The sequence below is a fragment of the Fodinicola feengrottensis genome, from assembly GCF_039530045.1.
Lineage (GTDB): Bacteria > Actinomycetota > Actinomycetes > Mycobacteriales > HKI-0501 > Fodinicola > Fodinicola feengrottensis.
On the sequence record NZ_BAAANY010000018.1, the window covers coordinates 69,893 to 87,495 of the forward strand.

The following is a 17,603-nucleotide window of genomic DNA, read 5'->3' on the forward strand; positions in this document are numbered from 1 at the left end:
TGGCTGATTCCACAGCAGGCTAGTGCACGGAACGCGCTTTGTAGCGTATCCGGCTGGTAAGACAAGTAGGTGAGTGCAGACACAGTGGTGGTCGTCATGGGCGTCTCGTCGTCCGGCAAGTCGACCGTGGGCCGGCCGCTGGCCGAACGGCTGGGAGTGCCGTTCGCCGAGGCGGACGACTTCCATCCGGCCGCGAACATCACCAAGATGTCGCGCGGCGAACCACTCACCGACCACGACCGCTGGCCGTGGCTGGAGGCGATCGCCGGCTGGATTCACCAGCACCAGGTCGGCGGCGGGGTCGTCACCTGCTCGGCGCTGAAGCGGGCTTACCGAGATGTGTTGCGGGCCAACAATCCGGCGACCTGGTTTCTGCATTTGAGCGGCCGGCAGGAGCTGGTCACGGATCGTTCGGAGCACCGGCGGAACCATTTCATGCCGGCTTCCCTGGTGGCGTCCCAGTTCGCCGACCTCGAACCACTCGGGGCGGACGAGCCGGGGCTGGTGGTGTCGGTCGAGCTCCCGCTCGGGGAGATCGTCGATCGGGCCGTACAACGGGCCCGGGAGCAGGGAGAGGTGGTCCGGTGAGCGCGCTGACCGTACGCGAGGAGGGGGCCGAGTCCGACTGGACGCGGCCCGGGGTTTTTCGAGTGGCCGACGGGGTTTTCCGGATTCCGCTGCCGCTGCCCAACGACGGCCTGCGGGCGGTGAACGTCTATGCGATCGTCGACGACGGCGGGCTGACGATGATCGACTCGGGCTGGGCGTTGGCCGAATCGCAGGAGCTGCTAGGTCGGGCGATCGCCGCACTTGACTGCGGGTTCCCTGATATTCGCCGGTTTCTGGTCACTCACGTGCACCGCGACCACTACACGCAGGCGATCGCCATCCGGCAGACCTATGGAAATCAGGTCGCGCTGTCGATTGACGAGCGTACGTCCATCGACAACGCGAATGACCGCCAAGGTTTTCGCCGTCACCTCAATCAGCTCGTACGCTGCGACGCTGGCCCGGTCCTGGAGATGTTCCGGAAAATGGACCGGCCGCCACCGGAGCCGAACCTGTGGGAATATCCGGACGAGTGGATCGACGGCCGTACGGACATCAAGCTCGCCGAGCGGGCGCTGGTCGCGATCCCGACGCCCGGGCACACCCGCGGCCACCTGATTTTCCGTGATGACAGCAATGTCCTGACCTTCACTGGCGACCACGTGCTGCCACACATCACACCGTCCATCGGTTTCGAGGCCGCGCCGAGCGACATGCCGCTCGCTGACTACCTCGACTCACTCAAGCTCGTCCGGGAAATGCCGGACACGGCGATGCTGCCAGCCCACGGTCCCGCCGCCGCCAGCGTCCACGCCCGCGTCGACGAACTCCTGGACCACCATGACCGCCGACTCGGTTTGTCTTTCGAGGCCATAAAGTCCGGCGCCACCACCGCGTACCAGGCCGCCGGTATCCTCAAATGGACCCGCCGCGAACGCTCCCTCGTCGACATGGACCCTTTCAACCAAATGCTCGCTGTGCTGGAAACCGCCGCCCATCTGGACGTACTCGTCGCCCAGAGGCGGTTGACGTCTGTTGATACCGACGGGGTGCGGCACTACCAAATGGCTTGACGATCTTTTGTTCGTACGAGCGACAACCGTGCGGCGATGGGGCCTGGTCATTGAGGTGCGCCTGACTGATTGCTCGGCCTGCGGGTGGGTGGATGGATGGGGTTGTGAAACGGCCCGCAGGGTGTGGGTTTGGGGCTTGTGAAACGGCCCCGCAGGCCGTGGCGTCGGGTTGGTGCTACTTGAGTCTCGGTAAGAATTGATTGGCCGTCGCTCGTACCAACGTGTGGTCTTTGCGGAAGCGGCTGTCTTGGTTGAAGGCGGTGTGCGCTTGGGGAGTGATGGCCGTGGTTTGAGAGCGGTGTTACTGCGGAGATGAGCGCCCTGGTTGAAAGCGGTGTTTGCTGCGGAGATGGGCGCCCTGGTTAAGGGCGGTGGGCGGAACGGGACGGGTGCCCTGGTTAAGGGCGGTGTGTGCTGGGGAGATGAGCGCCCTGGTTAAGGGCGGTGTCTGTGAGGGTGCGGCGTCTCGTCTACCAGCCATCGGAAAATCCCGCCCCCGCCACCAAAGACCGGTGGCGGGGGCGGGATTTTCCGATGGTTACTGCCGATGCGCCCTGTGTTTCTGGCGCCTTCGGCGCGGGCGCCGTCGACTACGGCTACGAGAGTCGGTCTCTCAAGGCCCCGCAAAGACCGCGGGGCCTTGAGAGACCGACGCCCCTGCCGGAGGGGCGACAACATCGGCCTGGCGGCCGATGGCGCCGAACGGGGCTGGGTCCCGTCTAAGTTGACCAACTTGATGGTGAAGGTGACGGTCCCGCACGGGGTGGGGACGGCGGGGTTGGGTCCCGTACAAAGCCGAAGATCAACTTACCTAGGAAACTCAGGCTAGGTGTGGTAGATCTCGAATTCTGAGGTTTGGCCGGCGGGCCAGCCGGTGTTGGCTGTGAAGGTTAGGCGCAGGTATCGGATCGTTCTGGGGGTGAAGGTGATGGTCGCGGTGTTGCCGGCTGCCGGGTTGAAGGTGTAGCCGGCGGATCCGACGACTGTCCCAAAGTTTGAGCCGTCCGTGGATGAAGTGACGGTGATCGTCTGCGTACGAGTGCCCCAGGCGCTTGCTGGTGGGAGTTTCAGGACGATCCGGCCCACGCTGGTGGAGGTGCCAAGGTCGGACTGCAACCACTGCGGGAAGGCGTTGTTCTGGCTTTCCCAGTAGGTGTTGGCATTTCCGTCATTCGCGTTGCCGGAGGGATAAACGTCAGTGAAGCTGCTCGCGGTCATCGGGTGTCCGAGGGCCAGGTTCGCGTTTGGGTCCTGGGTGGGCGGCGGACTGGTCGGCGGGGCACTGGTAGGTGGCGCGCTGGTCGGGGGTGGCGGGGTGGTGCCGCCGCCCGGATAGGTGTAGACCGGCGCGGGCCACGGGCCGCAGTACGGGGTCGCGGTGTACCAGCCGGAGTTTCCGCTGCCCTGGTTGATCGTGAAGCCGTTCCCAAGGCAGCTGTAAATCGGGTTTGCATAGCCGATGTGCGCCGCGGTGACATTGGTGAAGGTCGCCGAGCCGTTGGTTTGCAGCTGCAGGGCGAAAGTCCCGGCACCGTCGATGGTGACGTTGGTGAACGACACGTTCGTGACCGAGCTGCCTTCGACCCACTGGATGCCCTCGTACGAGCTGTCCAGCAAATCGGTGTCAGTGACGTTGATGGTGCTGTTCATCGCGCCGTTGAGCGGGTCGAACCAGAGCGCGCCAACACCGAACTGCCAGTTCGGGTCGAGCACCCCGGCCCGCAAAGTGGTGTTCCGAGCCAAAGTCGTGGTGCCAGCCAACAGCACCGAGTTGAACCGGTTGGCTACGTGCAGTCCGCCGCCCTGCGTTTGGGTGTCGGACACGACATTGTCGGTGACGCTGTTGTCGTGGCCGCCGTAGATGGCGATGTTGTTCGCCAGAATCGGCAGCTCCACGGTGTTGAAGGAGAAGGTGTTGTTGTGGTCGGCGTTCTGGTCGGACCACATGGCCAGCCCGTCATCGCCGGTGTTGCGGAGGAAGTTCTGCGTGACGGTCGTGTTGGAGATGCCGTCATGCAGGTTCAGGCCGTCCGCGGTCATGTCCAGGATCCGGTTGTTCCGTACGGTAAGGCCGTCGAAGGGTCCGTCCAGCCAGAGCCCGACCTTGGTGTGCTGCATCCAGATGTCCTGCACGACCGAGCCGCCGCCCAGCGAGCCGCCGATCGCGTTCACCTGCGCGCCATCGTTGCGGTCAGTGGTCTCGCCGATAATCGCGAAATCCTGCAGATGGACGTTCGAGCTGGGATTGGGTGCGTAGTTTCCGTAGACCCCAACGCCATTGCCATGCAGCGTCGAATACCACGGTCCGGCACCCTGCAGTGTCACGTTGTTGACGATCACATGCTGGTTGATCGTGTACGTGCCCTGCGGGATATAGAGAACCTTTCCCTGCGAGGAGGCGGCGTTCACCGCATTGGTGAAGGCCTGACCGGAATCGGCCGCGCCACTGGGATCCGCGCCGTAAGAGGTGACCGACAATGCGCCGGCCGGCTGTCCGATCGCCGCCGCCACCTGTTCGAAGTCGGTGGTGTCCACGGTGATCGCCACCGAGCTCGCGTCCCGCTGGAACTTCACGTGGGTGCCGGCTGGCAAGGTGGACGAGAACATTGTCCTTACGTCATCGTACAAATGATGCTGCTTGCCGTCGCCGGGGTTGTTCGTGAACGGGTACGAGCCGTAATACCAGCTGTAGCGGTTCGTCAGCGTCAGGTCACGGTTTTTGCTGCCGTTGACGTAAACCGCGATTGGCGTGGTGTAGTCCGAGCCATTGCCCGAGTCCGGGACGCTGTATGTCAGGTCGACGGCGTTCGCGGCCGCGGTCAAGGTGAAATCGACATACTGCCCGTTGTTGTTCAGGGTGACGGCGGAGCGCCCGGATCCCTCCGAGGCCAGCGTTCCGGCGGTCCGACTGGAGGTCAGCACCGACCCGTTCGTCGACGCGTTTTCCGCTTCGTACTCGGTAAAGGGAACGGTCGCACCCCGGCCGGGGATGGCCAGTGCGGACTTGCCGGTGATCTTCGCCGACCGCGTCACCGCGGCCGCGCCGCTGGTGACCGCGGTCAGGCCGAGCGCGACCAATGCGACCGCGAGGCCGGCTGCCAGCAAAGTGACCATCAGGCTGGTACGGGACGCCGATCCCGGCGCTGGCCCGGATCTCTGGGACGTAGCTTGCTGGGATGCGTACTGCTCGGACACGGTGCTCCCCTTTCGACTGCGAGGCGCGATGCCTCGGACACGCCCGAGAGGTGGATCCCGGGGCTGTGCGATTTAGGCCGTGTTTCCCAAGTTCGCAAACACGGCCTAGCCGAGCCGGAGCCAGACGGTGGTGTCTGGCGGCAGCAAGGTGCCGGTCAGCGGGCCGCTGGCCAGCAGGAGGTGCCGGTGATCGGGAAGTGCGATGGGCTGGTCGCAAAGGTTGACTACACAGGCGAAATTCGGGTCACGGGTGAACGCCACCACGTCGGTGGGAAGGCCGTCCAACCACCGCAAATCGCCGTCGCCGAGCGCCTTTTCGGTGTGGCGCAAGCGAAGGGCTTGGCGATAGAGGTTGAGGATCGAATCCGGATCGGCGGCTTGGGCGGTCATCGTGTGATTCGCCCAGTCGGCCGGCTGGGGGAGCCAGCACGCGTCCGCGCCGGCGGGGCTGAATCCGTACGGTGGCGCCGATCCGCTCCACGGGATCGGCACCCGGCAGCCGTCCCGGCCGTGGTCAGTGTGCCCGGAGCGCTCCCAGACCGGGTCCTGGCGCAGCTCGTCGGGCAGGTTCTCGATCTCCCACAGCCCGAGTTCCTCGCCCTGGTAAACGTAAACACTGCCGGGCAGCGCCATTGTCAGCATGGCCGCCGCGCGAGCGCGCCGAGTCCCGAGCGCGCGATCGGTGGGTGCGCCGTGCTGGCGATCGGCGAAGTCGAAGCCGGTCTTTTCCCTGCCATAGCGGGTGACATGTCGCGTCACGTCGTGGTTGGACAGCACCCAGGTCGGCGCCGCGCTGACTGGTGCGTGGGTGCCGAGCGTGTTGTCGATGACCTGACGCAAGGCGCTCGCATCCCATTGGCAGGACAGAAAGTCGAAGTTGAAAGCTGAGTGCAGCTCATCGGGTCGCAGGTAACGGGCGAACCTTTCCGGGTCCGGGAGCCACATTTCCCCGACAAAGGCACGACTTCCGTCGTACGTGTCGGCGATCTTGCGCCACGACCGGTAAATCTCGTGGACGCCGTCCTGGTCGAAGTAGGGTGTGACCGCGCCGTACGGGTCTGCCGCGTCTGGCAGGCCTTCGGCCTTGACCAGTCCGTCCGCCACATCGATGCGGAGCCCGTCGACGCCGCGTTCCAGCCAGAACCGCAGAATATCCTCGAATTCCTTGCGTACCCGCTGATTGTCCCAGTTGAGGTCGGGCTGTTCGGGGCTGAAGATGTGCAGAAACCACTGGCCGGGCTGGCCGTCCGGCTCAGTGACCCGGGTCCACGCTGGGCCGCCGAATCGGGACGCCCAGTTGTTCGGCGGCAGCTCGCCGCTCTTGCCGCGCCCGTTCCGGAACCAGAACAACTCGCGGGCCGGCGCCCCAGGTCCGCCGGCGAGCGCGTCGACGAACCAGGGGTGGGCGTCCGAGCAGTGGTTGGGGACGAGGTCCAGGATGACTCGGATGTTTTTCTCATGCGCCTCGGCGATAACCGTCTCGGCCTCCGCCAGCGTCCCGAAAACCGGCTCTATTGAACGATAGTCTGAGACGTCGTAACCCGCGTCCGCCATCGGCGACGGATACCACGGACTGATCCAGATCGCGTCGATGCCCAGGTCGGCCAGATAGGGCAGCCGTTGCCGCAGCCCGGTGAGATCACCGGTGCCGTCGCCGTCGCTGTCCGCGAAACTTCGCAGATAGACCTGGTAGATTGCGGCGCTTCGCCACCAGTGCATGGTGGATCGCCGGTCGTCCTGAGCCATCGGGACGCCTTTCTTTGGGGTTATATGCCAACCCGCGAGTCAGCCCTTGATGCTGCCGGCAGTCAGACCGGCGAGGATGTGGCGTTGGAAAACCAGGAAAAGCGCGATAGTCGGCACGCAGGTCAGCACCAGACCGGCCAGCAGCAGGTTGATGGGGGTGTCGGAGGCGACCCTTTGCAAGGCTACGCTGAGCGTTTGGCTGTTCGGGTCGGGGAAGACCAGCAACGGCCAGATGAAGTCCTTCCAGGCCGCCACCACCGAGAAGATCGAGACCACCGCGAGGATGGGCCTGGCCAGCGGCAGGACGATCCGGACGAGCGTGGTGACCGGCCCGGCGCCGTCAATCTTGGCCGCGTCGATCAGCTCATCGGGGATCTGATCGAAAAACCTCTTCAGCAAATAGATGTTGAAGGCGTTGGCGGCCGCTGGCAGCCAAATGGCGGCGGGCGTGTTCACCAGATTCAGATGCAGCAGCGGCACGTCCGTGACGACGAGGTACGTCGGCACCAGCACCGCCGAGGCGGGCAGCATCAACGTAGCCAACATCAGTCCCAGCACCACGTTGCCGAGTTTTGGCCGCAGCTTGGACAACGCGTAGGAAGCCGGCACCGCGACCGCCAGCTGTACGAGCCAAGCGCCCACTGTGACGACGATGGTGTTGACGAAATATCGGCCCAGCTCCAGGAAATCCCAGGCCTGCGGGTAGGTCTGCGGTTGCCACGAGTGCGGCAGGATGGTCGGCGGCACCTGAGCCAGCTCCGGAGCCGGCTTCATGGCGCCGATCAACATCCACACCATGGGCAGCAGGAAAGCGACTGTGAAGACCACGAAAACCAGGACGAGGACGAGCCAGTACGCGGCTCGGCCGCGGCGGCTGCGCAGGACTCCCGGCGACAAGAGCGTCCGGCCGGGCCGGTTGGTGGCGGTGACAGTCATGGTCCCTCAGCTCGCGTTCCGGGTCAGCCGCAGGTAGAGGCCGGAGAAACCGGCCAGCACCACGAAAAGCACCAGGCTGAGCGCGCTCGCGGTGCCGAAATCGTTGTAGACGAAGGCATAGCGATAGAGCAGCAGCAGGACCGTCACGGTGGAGTCCTGCGGACCGCCGCCGGTGAGAATGTACGGCTCGGTGAAAACCTGCATGGTGGCCACGATTTGGAGCAGCAGCAGGATCAACAGCACGAATCTGGTCTGCGGGATCGTCACGTGCCGCAGCCGCTGCCAGAGGCTCGCGCCGTCCAGCTCGGCGGCCTCGTACAGGTCACTGGGGATGGTTTGCAGCGCAGCCAGGTAAATCAGCGTCGCCGAGCCCATGTTGGCCCACGTCGAGACCAGCACCAGCGACAGCATCGAGGTGGTAGTCGAGTCCAACCAGCTCAGCGTCGGTAGCCCGAGCAGCCGCAGCGCGCTGTTGAAAAGGCCCGGACCTGGGTCATAGAGCCATTTCCACAGCAGCGCCGCGACCACCGGCGGCAGCATCACCGGAAGGTAGACGACCAGCCGAAAGTACGCTTTCAGATGCCGCAGCTCGTTGAGAACAACCGCGGTGACGAACGGGACCGCGAAGCCCAGGACCAGTGCCATCACGGTGAAAAGCAGGGTGTTGCGCCAGGCCGTGAGAAACAGTGGATCGCCGAAGAGCCGGCGGAAGTTGTCGAATCCCACCCAGGCCGGCGGGTTGACGAAGTCGACCTGCTGGAAGCTGAGCAGCACGCCACGGACGATCGGATACCACGAGAAAGTCGCGAAGACGAGCAGCGCCGCGCACAGGAATCCGTAGGCGGTCAGGTTGTCGGTGACGACCCGACGTACCTTTGCAGGGCGGCGGGACGCGGGTTTCGGGGCTCTCACGGGCTGTTCGGTCGTGGCGGGCTTGCTCAGCAACGTCATCTCAGGGTCACCGGTCCTGCGCGAAGATCGCGTCGACCTTGGTTTCGGCGTCCGCCAACAACTTGTTCGGGTCCGCGTTCCTGTCAGTCAGTACGGCCTGCATGACGTTGTCCAACACGGCATAGACCTGCTGCGCGTCCGGCGGCTCGACGTTCTGTTTCAGCGCGGCCGCGCCGTCGATGTACGGCTGGTAGTTCTGCACCGGAATGGTCGCGTACTGCTTTTTGAGCTGTTCCTGCTTGTCCCGTACGGATCCCGTCCAGATGTCCGCCACTGGGGAAGCAGGGAGTCCGACCGGTTGCTTGTCCGCCACGTACCGTTTGAGGTTCGTCTCGATGCGGTCCGGGTTTAGGAATTTCCACTGCAGCCACTGGAGTCCGGCCTTGATCTTGGCGGGAGTGGCCTTCGGGTTGAGCATGTAGCCCTCGCCGCCGACCAGGGTGCCCTGCGCACCGGGCATCGGCGCGAGGCCGTAGTCCTGGTATTGGCCCTTGAACTGGTTGACCAGCGTTGGCACGTTGTCCGGCGCCGACAGGTACATGCCGAGCTGGCCGGCGCCCATCATCCGTTGCACGTCCTCGATTTGCAGCAGTTGCCGGCTGCCCATCGAATTGTCGTCCCAACGCATCTGGTGCAGGTAGTTCAGCGCCGCGCGGCCCTTGTCGTTGTTGAAGTCGGCCTTCCAGGCGTCGCCGGCCTTGCTAGCGATATCACCACCCATCGAGTACATCCAGGCGGTGAAGTGCCAGCCGCCCTGGTTGTTCTTGCTGTAGTCGGCATATCCAACGGTGTTGTTGCCCAGCGCGCTGATCTTCTTGGCGGCGGCCCGTACGTCATCCCAGGTTTTGGGTGGATTGTTGGGATCCAGCCCGGCCTTGGTGAACAGCGTTCGGTTGTAGAGCAGGCCCATCGTGTAGTTGGCGGTTGGTACGCCGTAATACTTCCCTTTCCCGTCACTGAAAACGTCCCGCAGCTGTGGCTGGATGTCCTGGTAGTGCGGCACTGACGGCAAGTAGCTGGTGATGTCGGCGGCCTGGTGCCGGGCGATCAGCTGAGCCGGATCGGTGAGATAGACGTAGAAAACGTCCTCGAGCTTCCCGCTCGCGAGTTTCGCGCTGAAGGTCTTCGGATCCATGAAGCCTTCGTGCGGCTGGATGTCGATGTTCGGATGCGAGGCCTCGAAAGTGGCCACGTCCTGGTCGAAGATCTTCCGATCGAAAGGCTGCGTTTTCGGTGGTTGGCCGTTGATGCTGATGACGATCTTGCCGCCGGCCTGATCGCCGGACGCACCGCAGGCAGCGGCACCAAGGCACAGCGCGGCGACGCTCAACAACGCCGCTGTTTTGCCGAATCTGAACGGTTTCATCGGTGGAGCGCCTTTCCTGCGCGGGCGAGCAGACCGTCGGCGCGCAGCGTCGGATCGCTGGTGCCGGCGGGCGGTGAAGGGGTCGGTGGGTGTTCGGCGTCACCGAGGGTTCGGCGGGCCGTCGTGTGACAGGCACCATAATCAGCAAGGACACCCGAGCGCAATATCACGACGAAAATTCGCAAAATCAAGACAGTCGCAAGAACAGGCAATTCTTGCAACGGTCAAACATCGATTAAGCGGTCATAAAACGGCGATTGGGAGAAACCATCCAGACCTGGACGGTCAGGCAGTCGTACGAGTGACTGGTGCAGTGGAGCCACGGACGACCAACTCCGGTTCGTACAACAGTTCTTCGGTCGGTACGTGCCCGCCGGCCAGTTGGGTGGCGAGCAGTTCGACGGCCGCGTAGCCCATCGCTTCGATGGGCTGCCGGATGGTGGTCAGCGGCGGGTCGACGCAGGTCATCAGCGACGAATCGTCATAGCCGATCACCGAAACCCCGGTCGGGCAGCGCATGCCGGCCCGCCGGACGGCCCGGATCGCGCCGAGCGCGAGCGGGTCGCTGGCGCAGATCACCGCGGTGACCCCCGACCGCAGCAGCCGGGTGGCCGCGGCCTGGCCGCCTTCCAGCGAGAACATCGCGTGTTCGACCAGCGCCGGGATGCCGGCCTCGGCCGTACGCTCCCGGAACGCGGCGAGTTTTCGTTGCGACGGCACGTGATCGGGCGGTCCGAGGAGCAGACCCACCCGGCGGTGACCGAGCGCGAGCAAATGCCCGAGGGCCTGCTCCGCGGCGACCGCGTCATCACACGACACGCGCGGGAAGTCGAGCCCGTCAACGGCCGCGTTGACCAGCACCGTGGGCAGCCGCCGGTCCAGCAATGTGCGGTAGTGCTGGTGCGGGGCGCAGGCCTGGGTGTAGAGGCCACCAGCGAAAACCACCCCGGAAACGTGCTGTTGGAGCAGCAGGTCGACATGGTCGGCCTCGGACACGCCGCCGGCCGTACCGGTGCACAGGACCGGGGTGAAACCGCGCTGGGCCAGCGCGTTTCCCATCACGTCGGCGAAAGCCGGGAAGATCGGGTTCTGCAGCTCCGGCACGACCAGGCCGACCAGCTTGGCTCGCTCGCCGCGCAATTGCGTCGGTCGCTCGTATCCGAGCACGTCCAGCGCTGTCAGCACCGCGACCCGAGTGGCCTCGGCGACCCCCGGCCGTCCATTGAGGACACGGCTGACCGTCGCCTCGCTGACCCCCACCTTGTCGGCGACCTCGGCCAGCCTCTTACCTGCCATGGTGGAATCTTACGACAGATCGACGGAAGTTCTTGCGGAAACTTGCGACGGCTTTCAGGCTACCTGCGGGCACGATCGTGGGCTGGCGTGGCGGCGACGTACCAAGGGGCGAGAAGGGCGGCGGTCTCGGCGAGCCGCGGGGTGAGGGCGAGCAGATCCTGCGAGGTCACCAGGAAAGTCACCGTGGAGATGCTGAGCCCACCGATGGGCCGGCCCTGCCGGTCCAACAGGGCCGCCGCGACACACCGGATCGTCGGCTCGTTCTCCTCGTCGTCGACGGCATAGCCGCGGTCGCGGACCTCGGCCAGGTTGGCCTCCAACTTGTCCAGGTCGGTGAGTGTCGCGGGCGTACGGGCCGGCATCCCCACCTCGGCCAGCAGCTGCGCACGCTCGCTCGCCGGCAGGTACGCGAGGATCGCCTTCCCGATCGCGGTGCTGTGCAACGGCAGTTGCATGCCGACGTGCGAGGCCATCCGATATGGCTGGTTGCCCTCGATCTTGTTGACGTAAACGGCCTGATTTCCGCTGCGCAGCCCCACGTGCACGGTGTTGTCCACATCGGACTGGAACTGCCGCAGGATGGACTCCGCGCCGACGCCGTGGGCACCGGAAAGGCGGGCGGCCAGCGCGTACGACCGCGGTCCCGGCGCGTACCGGCCGAAGCCGTCCGCGCTGACGAAGCCGGCTTCGCCGAGCTGCGCGAGGATCCTGTGCACACTCGGTTTGCTGACGCCGGTCTCGGCGGCGATGTGGCCGAGCCGGTGCGGGCCGACGCCGGTCGCCACCGCCTCCAGGATCCGTAGCGCTCGGAGCGCGGCGCCGTCCGCCGAAGCGCTCGCCGCGGGTTCGGTTGGGGTCGCGTTTTCGATGGTCACATTGACACCTCACCGGCTGCGTCCATAGGCTCGCGTTCGTGTTAATGGAACCACGTTCCGCCCACCAAAACCGATAATCGACTGCACAAGGTGGGCGAAAAGCCGGTTTTAATGGTTTTTGTCGAGTTAATGCGGGCAGTCTGTGCCTGATGAGGCGATATTTTGCCAGCGGTTGGCGGAAGGAAAGCGTGGATGAGTGCCGAGATCGTCGAGCGGATCGGGGCGGCGAGGGTGCTGCCGGTGGTGCGCGCTCCTGACCGGCAAACCGCTCGTACGTACGCCAAAGCCGTCCTCGACGCCGGCCTCGGCGCGATCGAGCTGACCACCACGATTCCGGGCTGGGCCGACCTGCTGCCCGAGGTGGTGGCCAACGCCGGCGACACGCTGATCGGCATGGGAACGGTGACCTCCGCGGCGGACGCGGCCTTGGCCGTCGCACTCGGCGCACATTTCCTGGTCAGCCCGTATCCCGTCGAGGATGTCCGCACTTTCGCACGAGAGCACGGAATCCTGTTCATCGAAGGCGGCATGACGCCAGCTGAGCTGGCGGTGACCGTACCAGCCGGAATCGGCAAGCTGTTCCCAGCACACGTCGGCGGGTTGGCCTATCTGAAGTCGGTGAGCGCGATCCTGCCCGGCCTCAAAATCATCCCGACCGGTGGGATCCCGGTCGCGGACGTACCGGATTGGTTGGCCGGCGGGGCTTTCGCGGTCGGGGTGGGCAGTGATCTCTATGCTGGCGGGGATATTTCGGCGAAGCTTGCGACCCTGAAGGTGGATGATTGACAGAGGTAGTCACGTATGTGGAAATGACCGCACGCGACCAGTTGCTGCCTTCGGCGGCCGTTGAAGGTGTCGGGCTTTCGCTGGAACCACCAGGCGATCCCGTTATCCGGCCGCTGCTGGCGCGAGTCGCCGCACCGCATGCCTGGCCGAGTCTCATGTGGACGGACGAGCAATGGACAGCGTGGTTTGCCGAGCCGCGCCGGCGGCTGTGGAGCGTACGGGTCGACGGCGCGCCGGTCGGCGTGGCCGAATTGGAGGCCCAGCAGGGGCCAGCGGTAGAGATCGCCAGTTTTGGCTTGGTGCCGGAGTTTGTCGGCCGGGGGATCGGTGGATACGCGCTGACACTGGCGATCGAGCAGGCCTGGCGTTTCGATCCGACCGGGGACGGGCCAGCCAACCGGGTGTGGCTGCACACCTCCACGTTGGATCATCCGCACGCGCTCCAGAACTACCAGCGACGTGGATTTCGCCCGTACCACACCGAAACCCGCTGACTTCTACGGCCACTCGGACAGTGCGTGACGAGATTGCTGGGCTGCGGCAGCAGGTCGTCCAACTGACCCAGCAGCTGGGGGCGACCAAGGACGCGGGCGTACAGGCGAAAAAAAAGTCACGGCAGTCACAGCTGGATGCTCGAGAGCGGAACAAAGTCCCACACTCGACACCCAGAGCGGGACAAAGTCCGACAGTCAACACCCCGACCCCCCACCGGGCCCAGGTACCTACAAATCTGACGCATACCCTCGGCTGGTCCTTCCAGCAGTTCGGCTGTCGGCCGATGGTGGTTATCTGAGCTGGCGGCTGGCGCCGGAGAAGGCGCGTCTGGTCGTTTCGTCGGCGGGGAAAAACGACTCGATGGCGAGTTCGGTGAGGGTGATGTCCATTGGCGTACCGAAAGTGGCGATAGTGCTGAAGAAAGACAGCTCAACCTCGCCCAGCCGGATCCGCAGCGGGATCACCAAATCGGCGGCGGTCGGCTGTTCCGGATGCGTGACGGGGGAGCCGTAAGCGACCACCTCGTCGTAGAGCTCCTGCAGTTCCGCGCTGCCGCCGGCGGTGATCTGCCGATAAAGCCGAGCGAGCAGGTGTTCGCGCCATTGCGCGAGATTGGAGATCCGCGAAGAAGCGCCGTCCGGGTGCAGCGCGAGCCGCATGACGTTGATAGGCGGCGCCAGCAGCTCGGGGGAGATGCCGTCCAGCAGCGCGGTCATGCCGGTGTTGCTGGCCACCAGGTTCCAGGCGTCGTCTATCACCAGCGCCGGGTACGGCTCGTGGCCGGCCAGGATGGTGTCGATGGCGGCGCGTACGTCCTGCATCTGCGGAGCGTTCAACGGAGTTTCCGTGTAGGCGGGCGCGTGGCCGGCCGCGACCAGCAGCGTGTTGCGCGCTCGTACGGGCACCTCGAGGTGCTCGGCGAGGCGCAGCACCATCTCACGGCTGGGCTGGGCCCGGCCGGTTTCGATGAAGCTGACGTGCCGGGCCGAGGAGTTCGCGGCCAACGCCAGCTCCAGCTGGCTGAGCCGGCGACGCTGGCGCCAGTCGCGAAGCAGCGGGCCGATGCGCAGTTCCTGCCGAGGTGCTACCACGTTCGGCACTCTACGGCGGAGCCCGTGTGCAAGCCCATTACCTCCGAGGTAATCGACACCGTCCCGGCCCGCCACTGACGATGTATTCATGCACATTGGCATCATGCTTCCCAGCCGCGAGACCGCGATGACGGGTCACCACGACGCGGCCGCACTCATAAGTTTCGCCCAGGCGGCCGAGCAGGCCGGCTTCGACTCGGTGTGGGCCGGCGACTCGCTCCTTGCTCGTACGCGCGTCGAACCTCTTTCCCTGCTTTCCGCGGTCGCCGCCGTGACGTCTCGCGTACGGCTCGGGACCGCTGCACTTATAGCCCCGCTTCGCCATCCACGACTGCTGGCGTACCAAGCCGCGTCCCTCGACCAGCTGTCCGCCGGCCGGCTCGTTCTCGGGCTCGGGTCCGGTGCGCCGGGGCCGACCAGTGAGAGCGAGTTCGCCGCTGTCGACATCCCGTTCGCCAAAAGGGCCACGCGGCTGGACGACGCGGTCGACATTCTCCGTCGTACGTGGCAGACCGAGGGCCCGTTGCCGCCGGTCCAACCGGGTGGGCCGGCGCTGTGGCTGGCCAGTGGCGACAGTCCGCGGGTGATCGCCCGGGTCGCCGATCACTACGACGGGTGGCTGCCCTACCTGCCAGACGTCGACGCTTACGCGCGCGCTTGGGAACAGATCGTCGGCCGGACGGATCGGACCATCGCCGCGGGTCTCTACGCGACGCTGGTCGTCGACGCGGACGAGAATCGCGCCCAGCGGACTCTCGACAGCTATGCGCAGTCTTACTATCGCCAGCCGCTGGACGTTATGAGCACGATCCAGGCGTACAAAGGCGGCTCCGCGGAGGCGTGTGTGGACTGGCTCGGCCGGTACGTGGAGGCCGGCGCCCAGCATCTGATCCTGCGGATCGGGTCGCTCGCAGCCCGTGAGCAGCTCGACGTACTCGCCGAGCGCGTCCTCCCGAAGATCCGGTAAAAGGTGACCTTATGGACGCAAACGAAATAATCGCGCTGATCCCGTTCGCCGCTGGGCTGGGCATCCAGCTCGACGAGGCGACGGCGGCCCGGGTCGTGGGCCGGATGAGCTGGTCGGAGCAGGTGTGTACGACCGGCGGCATCGTCCACGGCGGTGCACTTATGGCATTCGCTGACACGATCGGTGCGCTGTGTGCCGCAGTCAATCTGCCGCCCGGAGCCGGCACCGCGACGATCGAGTCGAAGACGAACTTCTTCCGAGCCGTACGCGCCGGTGAGGTGACCGCGACCTGCGTACCGCTGCATGTCGGCCGCAGCACCATCGTCGCCCAGACGAACCTGACCGACGACCAGGGTCGGCTGGTCGCCCAGACCACCCAAACCCAGGCCGTCCTGCCCGCTGGCGACTGATCAGACGCTGTTTTGCGGACCTCGGTAGGGCAGCGTCTGGCTGTAGACGACGTTCGTCGTGGTGCTGCCGAAGGAGGCGAGTTCGTTGACGATCTGCTCCAGATGCGGCATGGAGGTCGCGGCCACTTTCAGCGCATAGCAGTCATCCCCGGTGGTACGCAGGCATTCCAGGATTTCCAGCCGTTCCTTGAGCAGCTGGTGCAGCGGCTCGTGGTGGCTGCCGGGATATTTGAGGCGTACGACGGCAAGAACGGGAAAACCGGCCTTCTCGAGATCGATCTCGGCGCGATAGCCGGTGATCACTCCGGTTGCCTCCAGCCGCTTCAGTCGCTCGGTGGTCGCCGAGGCGCTGAGGTTCACCCGGCGGCCCAGCTCGGTCAGTGGGATGCGGCCGTCCCGCTGCACCTCGGCGAGGATGTTCCAGTCGGTCGCATCAAGACTCTCGGTCATCGCCTCAGAATACCGGGAGATCCACGGCCGATGAAGTTGTACGCCGGGAGAAGTCTCTTTCGGTCGGCGATCCACCTTGGATAGCCTTGACCTGTGCGAATGGGCGTGAACGTGCCGAACTTCGGCCCCGGAACCGATCCTGGCGTGCTGCGTGACTGGGCGCGGACGGTCGAGGGTCTCGGTTTTGACCTTCTGATGCTGTCCGACCATCTGGCGGTGACTCCTGATGTCGCCGAGCAATACCCGGCGCCTTTCTACGAGCCCTTCACCGCCCTTTCCTGGCTGGCTGGCGTGACCCAGCGGGTACGGCTCGGGACCTCGGTTCTCATTGTCCCGTACAGGCATCCGCTGCAGATGGCGCGAATGGTCGCCAACCTGAACCAGTTGAGCGGTGGACGGCTGGTGTTGGGCGTTGGCGTCGGGTGGGCGAAACAGGAGTTCGCGGCGCTGGGCGTGTCGTACGAACGGCGTGGGGCACTGACCGACGCACATCTGGCTGCCATGAAAGCGGCCTGGGACAACAAAGACGACTATCGCGGTGGCCAGATTCCGATCTGGGTGGGCGGTGGCAGTGATGCCGCGATGCGCCGGGCCGTCCGCCTCGGCGACGCCTGGCATCCGTTGCGATTCTCGGCAGGCTGGCTGGACGAGCGGCTTCCCAGATTGAGATCTCTTGCGTACGAGCAAAAACGCCCGGTGCCGGCGCTGGCGCCGCGGATTGTCTTGCGGTTGACCGAAAAACCTGTCACCGTCGCCGGCCGGCTGGTCGGTGAAGGGACCATTGATCAGGTCATGGAAGACCTGGACCGCTTGCGGATTCTCGGCGCGGACACGGTCATTCTGGATCCGGTTGGCGACGATCCCGAGGAAACCCGTCATCCACAACAAGCTTGGCAGGCGATCGCCACCGTGGCGGCCCGCTGGAACTGGGAGAAGAAATGAAGCCAGAAGAGGAAAACTTCCTTCGCCGCGCGGTGGACCAGGCCGCCAAGGCTCGGGCCACCGGCGACGCGCCGTTCGGATCGCTTTTGGTGGGACCCAACGGTGACGTGCTCGCCGAGGACCGCAACACCGTACTGACCGACAACGACATCAGCGCGCATCCCGAGCTCAAGCTGGCCCGCTGGGCGGCTCGCGAGCTGGATGCCGAGACCGCGGCCGGGACGACCCTCTACACCAGCTGCGAGCCCTGCGGCATGTGCGCCGGCGCGCTCGCCCGCTCCGGTGTCGGGCGAGTCGTTTTCGCGCTGTCCAACGCGCAGCTGGCCGAGCTGAAACCCGGTGGCGGTTTTCCGGCGGTGCCCTCGGAAGGGCCGTCGTCGCTGGAGGAGGCACGTGCGGTGATCGCCGGCTACTACAGCTGATCTCGGGCGCCATGAGTGAAATTGGCGCGCTTTTGAGCGCCGGATCGGGAATG

General features: G+C 65.3%; 17 protein-coding genes. 8 read left to right on the top strand and 9 right to left on the bottom strand.

The genetic code is table 11. The features are described 5' to 3' along the window. The first annotated feature begins 96 nt into the window (after positions 1-96). Positions 97-588: a gluconokinase gene (locus ABD301_RS22710; RefSeq protein ID WP_163568053.1), complete on the top strand. Its 492-nt coding sequence runs from the start codon at positions 97-99 to the stop codon at positions 586-588. After that, positions 585-1,622, top strand: a complete 1,038-nt coding sequence (locus tag ABD301_RS22715) for an MBL fold metallo-hydrolase (protein ID WP_344312418.1) — start codon at positions 585-587, stop codon at positions 1,620-1,622. Before ABD301_RS22710 ends, ABD301_RS22715 begins: the two co-directional genes overlap by 4 nt. Before the next feature lie 825 nt (positions 1,623-2,447). Here ABD301_RS22715 and ABD301_RS22720 read toward each other — a convergent pair. The 7 genes from ABD301_RS22720 to ABD301_RS22750 form a co-directional block, all read right to left on the bottom strand. Further along, entirely contained in the window at positions 2,448-4,817 is a 2,370-nt protein-coding gene (locus ABD301_RS22720) for a galactose-binding domain-containing protein (RefSeq protein ID WP_344312419.1), read from the bottom strand. Between the two features lie 105 nt (positions 4,818-4,922). Then, on the bottom strand, positions 4,923-6,563 hold the full coding sequence (locus ABD301_RS22725; protein ID WP_344312423.1) for a glycoside hydrolase family 13 protein: 1,641 nt from the start codon (positions 6,561-6,563) through the stop codon (positions 4,923-4,925). A gap of 39 nt (positions 6,564-6,602) precedes the next feature. Beyond that, on the bottom strand, positions 6,603-7,499 hold the full coding sequence (locus ABD301_RS22730; protein WP_344312425.1) for a carbohydrate ABC transporter permease: 897 nt from the start codon (positions 7,497-7,499) through the stop codon (positions 6,603-6,605). Between the two features lie 6 nt (positions 7,500-7,505). After that, positions 7,506-8,450, bottom strand: a complete 945-nt coding sequence (locus ABD301_RS22735) for a carbohydrate ABC transporter permease (protein ID WP_163567980.1) — start codon at positions 8,448-8,450, stop codon at positions 7,506-7,508. Positions 8,451-8,457: 7 nt separating this feature from the next. Further along, positions 8,458-9,816 (bottom strand): ABC transporter substrate-binding protein, encoded by a 1,359-nt coding sequence (locus ABD301_RS22740; protein WP_344312427.1) that lies wholly within the window; start codon positions 9,814-9,816, stop codon positions 8,458-8,460. Positions 9,817-10,101: 285 nt separating this feature from the next. Continuing rightward, a complete protein-coding gene (locus ABD301_RS22745) occupies positions 10,102-11,112 on the bottom strand; it encodes a LacI family DNA-binding transcriptional regulator (protein WP_344312428.1) in 1,011 nt (336 codons plus the stop codon). Between the two features lie 59 nt (positions 11,113-11,171). Further along, a complete protein-coding gene (locus tag ABD301_RS22750) occupies positions 11,172-11,987 on the bottom strand; it encodes an IclR family transcriptional regulator (protein ID WP_163567979.1) in 816 nt (271 codons plus the stop codon). 192 nt (positions 11,988-12,179) lie between these two features. On the opposite strand from ABD301_RS22750, the gene ABD301_RS22755 reads away from it, so the two are divergent. Continuing rightward, positions 12,180-12,773, top strand: a complete 594-nt coding sequence (locus tag ABD301_RS22755) for a bifunctional 4-hydroxy-2-oxoglutarate aldolase/2-dehydro-3-deoxy-phosphogluconate aldolase (RefSeq protein ID WP_163567978.1) — start codon at positions 12,180-12,182, stop codon at positions 12,771-12,773. After that, entirely contained in the window at positions 12,770-13,267 is a 498-nt protein-coding gene (locus tag ABD301_RS22760; protein ID WP_344312433.1) for a GNAT family N-acetyltransferase, read from the top strand. Before ABD301_RS22755 ends, ABD301_RS22760 begins: the two co-directional genes overlap by 4 nt. Positions 13,268-13,558: 291 nt before the next feature. Here ABD301_RS22760 and ABD301_RS22765 read toward each other — a convergent pair whose 3' ends face one another. Further along, positions 13,559-14,359, bottom strand: a complete 801-nt coding sequence (locus tag ABD301_RS22765) for a helix-turn-helix domain-containing protein (RefSeq protein WP_344312436.1) — start codon at positions 14,357-14,359, stop codon at positions 13,559-13,561. An 88-nt stretch (positions 14,360-14,447) separates the two neighbouring features. Between ABD301_RS22765 and ABD301_RS22770 the strand changes: the two genes are divergently transcribed. Together ABD301_RS22770 and ABD301_RS22775 are read left to right on the top strand one after the other, a co-directional pair. After that, positions 14,448-15,326 (top strand): LLM class flavin-dependent oxidoreductase, encoded by an 879-nt coding sequence (locus ABD301_RS22770; RefSeq protein ID WP_344312437.1) that lies wholly within the window; start codon positions 14,448-14,450, stop codon positions 15,324-15,326. A gap of 11 nt (positions 15,327-15,337) precedes the next feature. Then, a complete protein-coding gene (locus ABD301_RS22775; RefSeq protein ID WP_344312439.1) occupies positions 15,338-15,736 on the top strand; it encodes a PaaI family thioesterase in 399 nt (132 codons plus the stop codon). On the opposite strand, the gene ABD301_RS22780 is transcribed toward ABD301_RS22775, so the two are convergent. Continuing rightward, on the bottom strand, positions 15,737-16,186 hold the full coding sequence (locus ABD301_RS22780; RefSeq protein ID WP_163567977.1) for an Lrp/AsnC family transcriptional regulator: 450 nt from the start codon (positions 16,184-16,186) through the stop codon (positions 15,737-15,739). Between the two features lie 99 nt (positions 16,187-16,285). Here ABD301_RS22780 and ABD301_RS22785 point away from each other — a divergent pair, with 99 nt between their 5' ends. Both ABD301_RS22785 and ABD301_RS22790 read left to right on the top strand, forming a co-directional pair. After that, on the top strand, positions 16,286-17,128 hold the full coding sequence (locus ABD301_RS22785) for a TIGR03619 family F420-dependent LLM class oxidoreductase (protein ID WP_344312475.1): 843 nt from the start codon (positions 16,286-16,288) through the stop codon (positions 17,126-17,128). Then, the gene (locus tag ABD301_RS22790) at positions 17,125-17,550 is read left to right on the top strand and encodes a nucleoside deaminase (protein WP_344312441.1); all 426 of its coding nucleotides are present in this window, start codon (positions 17,125-17,127) and stop codon (positions 17,548-17,550) included. Before ABD301_RS22785 ends, ABD301_RS22790 begins: the two co-directional genes overlap by 4 nt. Positions 17,551-17,603: the final 53 nt, after the last annotated feature.

Excerpts from the sequence above, each read along its gene's own strand:
- ABD301_RS22710 (WP_163568053.1), top strand. The coding sequence starts at position 97 with ATGGGCGTCTCGTCGTCCGGCAAGTCGACCGTGGGCCGGCCGCTGGCC.
- ABD301_RS22725 (WP_344312423.1), bottom strand. The coding sequence starts at position 6,563 with ATGGCTCAGGACGACCGGCGATCCACCATGCACTGGTGGCGAAGCGCC.
- ABD301_RS22730 (WP_344312425.1), bottom strand. The coding sequence starts at position 7,499 with ATGACTGTCACCGCCACCAACCGGCCCGGCCGGACGCTCTTGTCGCCG.
- ABD301_RS22735 (WP_163567980.1), bottom strand. The coding sequence starts at position 8,450 with ATGACGTTGCTGAGCAAGCCCGCCACGACCGAACAGCCCGTGAGAGCC.
- ABD301_RS22740 (WP_344312427.1), bottom strand. The coding sequence starts at position 9,816 with ATGAAACCGTTCAGATTCGGCAAAACAGCGGCGTTGTTGAGCGTCGCC.
- ABD301_RS22745 (WP_344312428.1), bottom strand. The coding sequence starts at position 11,112 with ATGGCAGGTAAGAGGCTGGCCGAGGTCGCCGACAAGGTGGGGGTCAGC.
- ABD301_RS22755 (WP_163567978.1), top strand. The coding sequence starts at position 12,180 with ATGAGTGCCGAGATCGTCGAGCGGATCGGGGCGGCGAGGGTGCTGCCG.
- ABD301_RS22770 (WP_344312437.1), top strand. The coding sequence starts at position 14,448 with ATGCACATTGGCATCATGCTTCCCAGCCGCGAGACCGCGATGACGGGT.
- ABD301_RS22775 (WP_344312439.1), top strand. The coding sequence starts at position 15,338 with ATGGACGCAAACGAAATAATCGCGCTGATCCCGTTCGCCGCTGGGCTG.
- ABD301_RS22780 (WP_163567977.1), bottom strand. The coding sequence starts at position 16,186 with ATGACCGAGAGTCTTGATGCGACCGACTGGAACATCCTCGCCGAGGTG.
- ABD301_RS22785 (WP_344312475.1), top strand. The coding sequence starts at position 16,286 with ATGGGCGTGAACGTGCCGAACTTCGGCCCCGGAACCGATCCTGGCGTG.
- ABD301_RS22790 (WP_344312441.1), top strand. The coding sequence starts at position 17,125 with ATGAAGCCAGAAGAGGAAAACTTCCTTCGCCGCGCGGTGGACCAGGCC.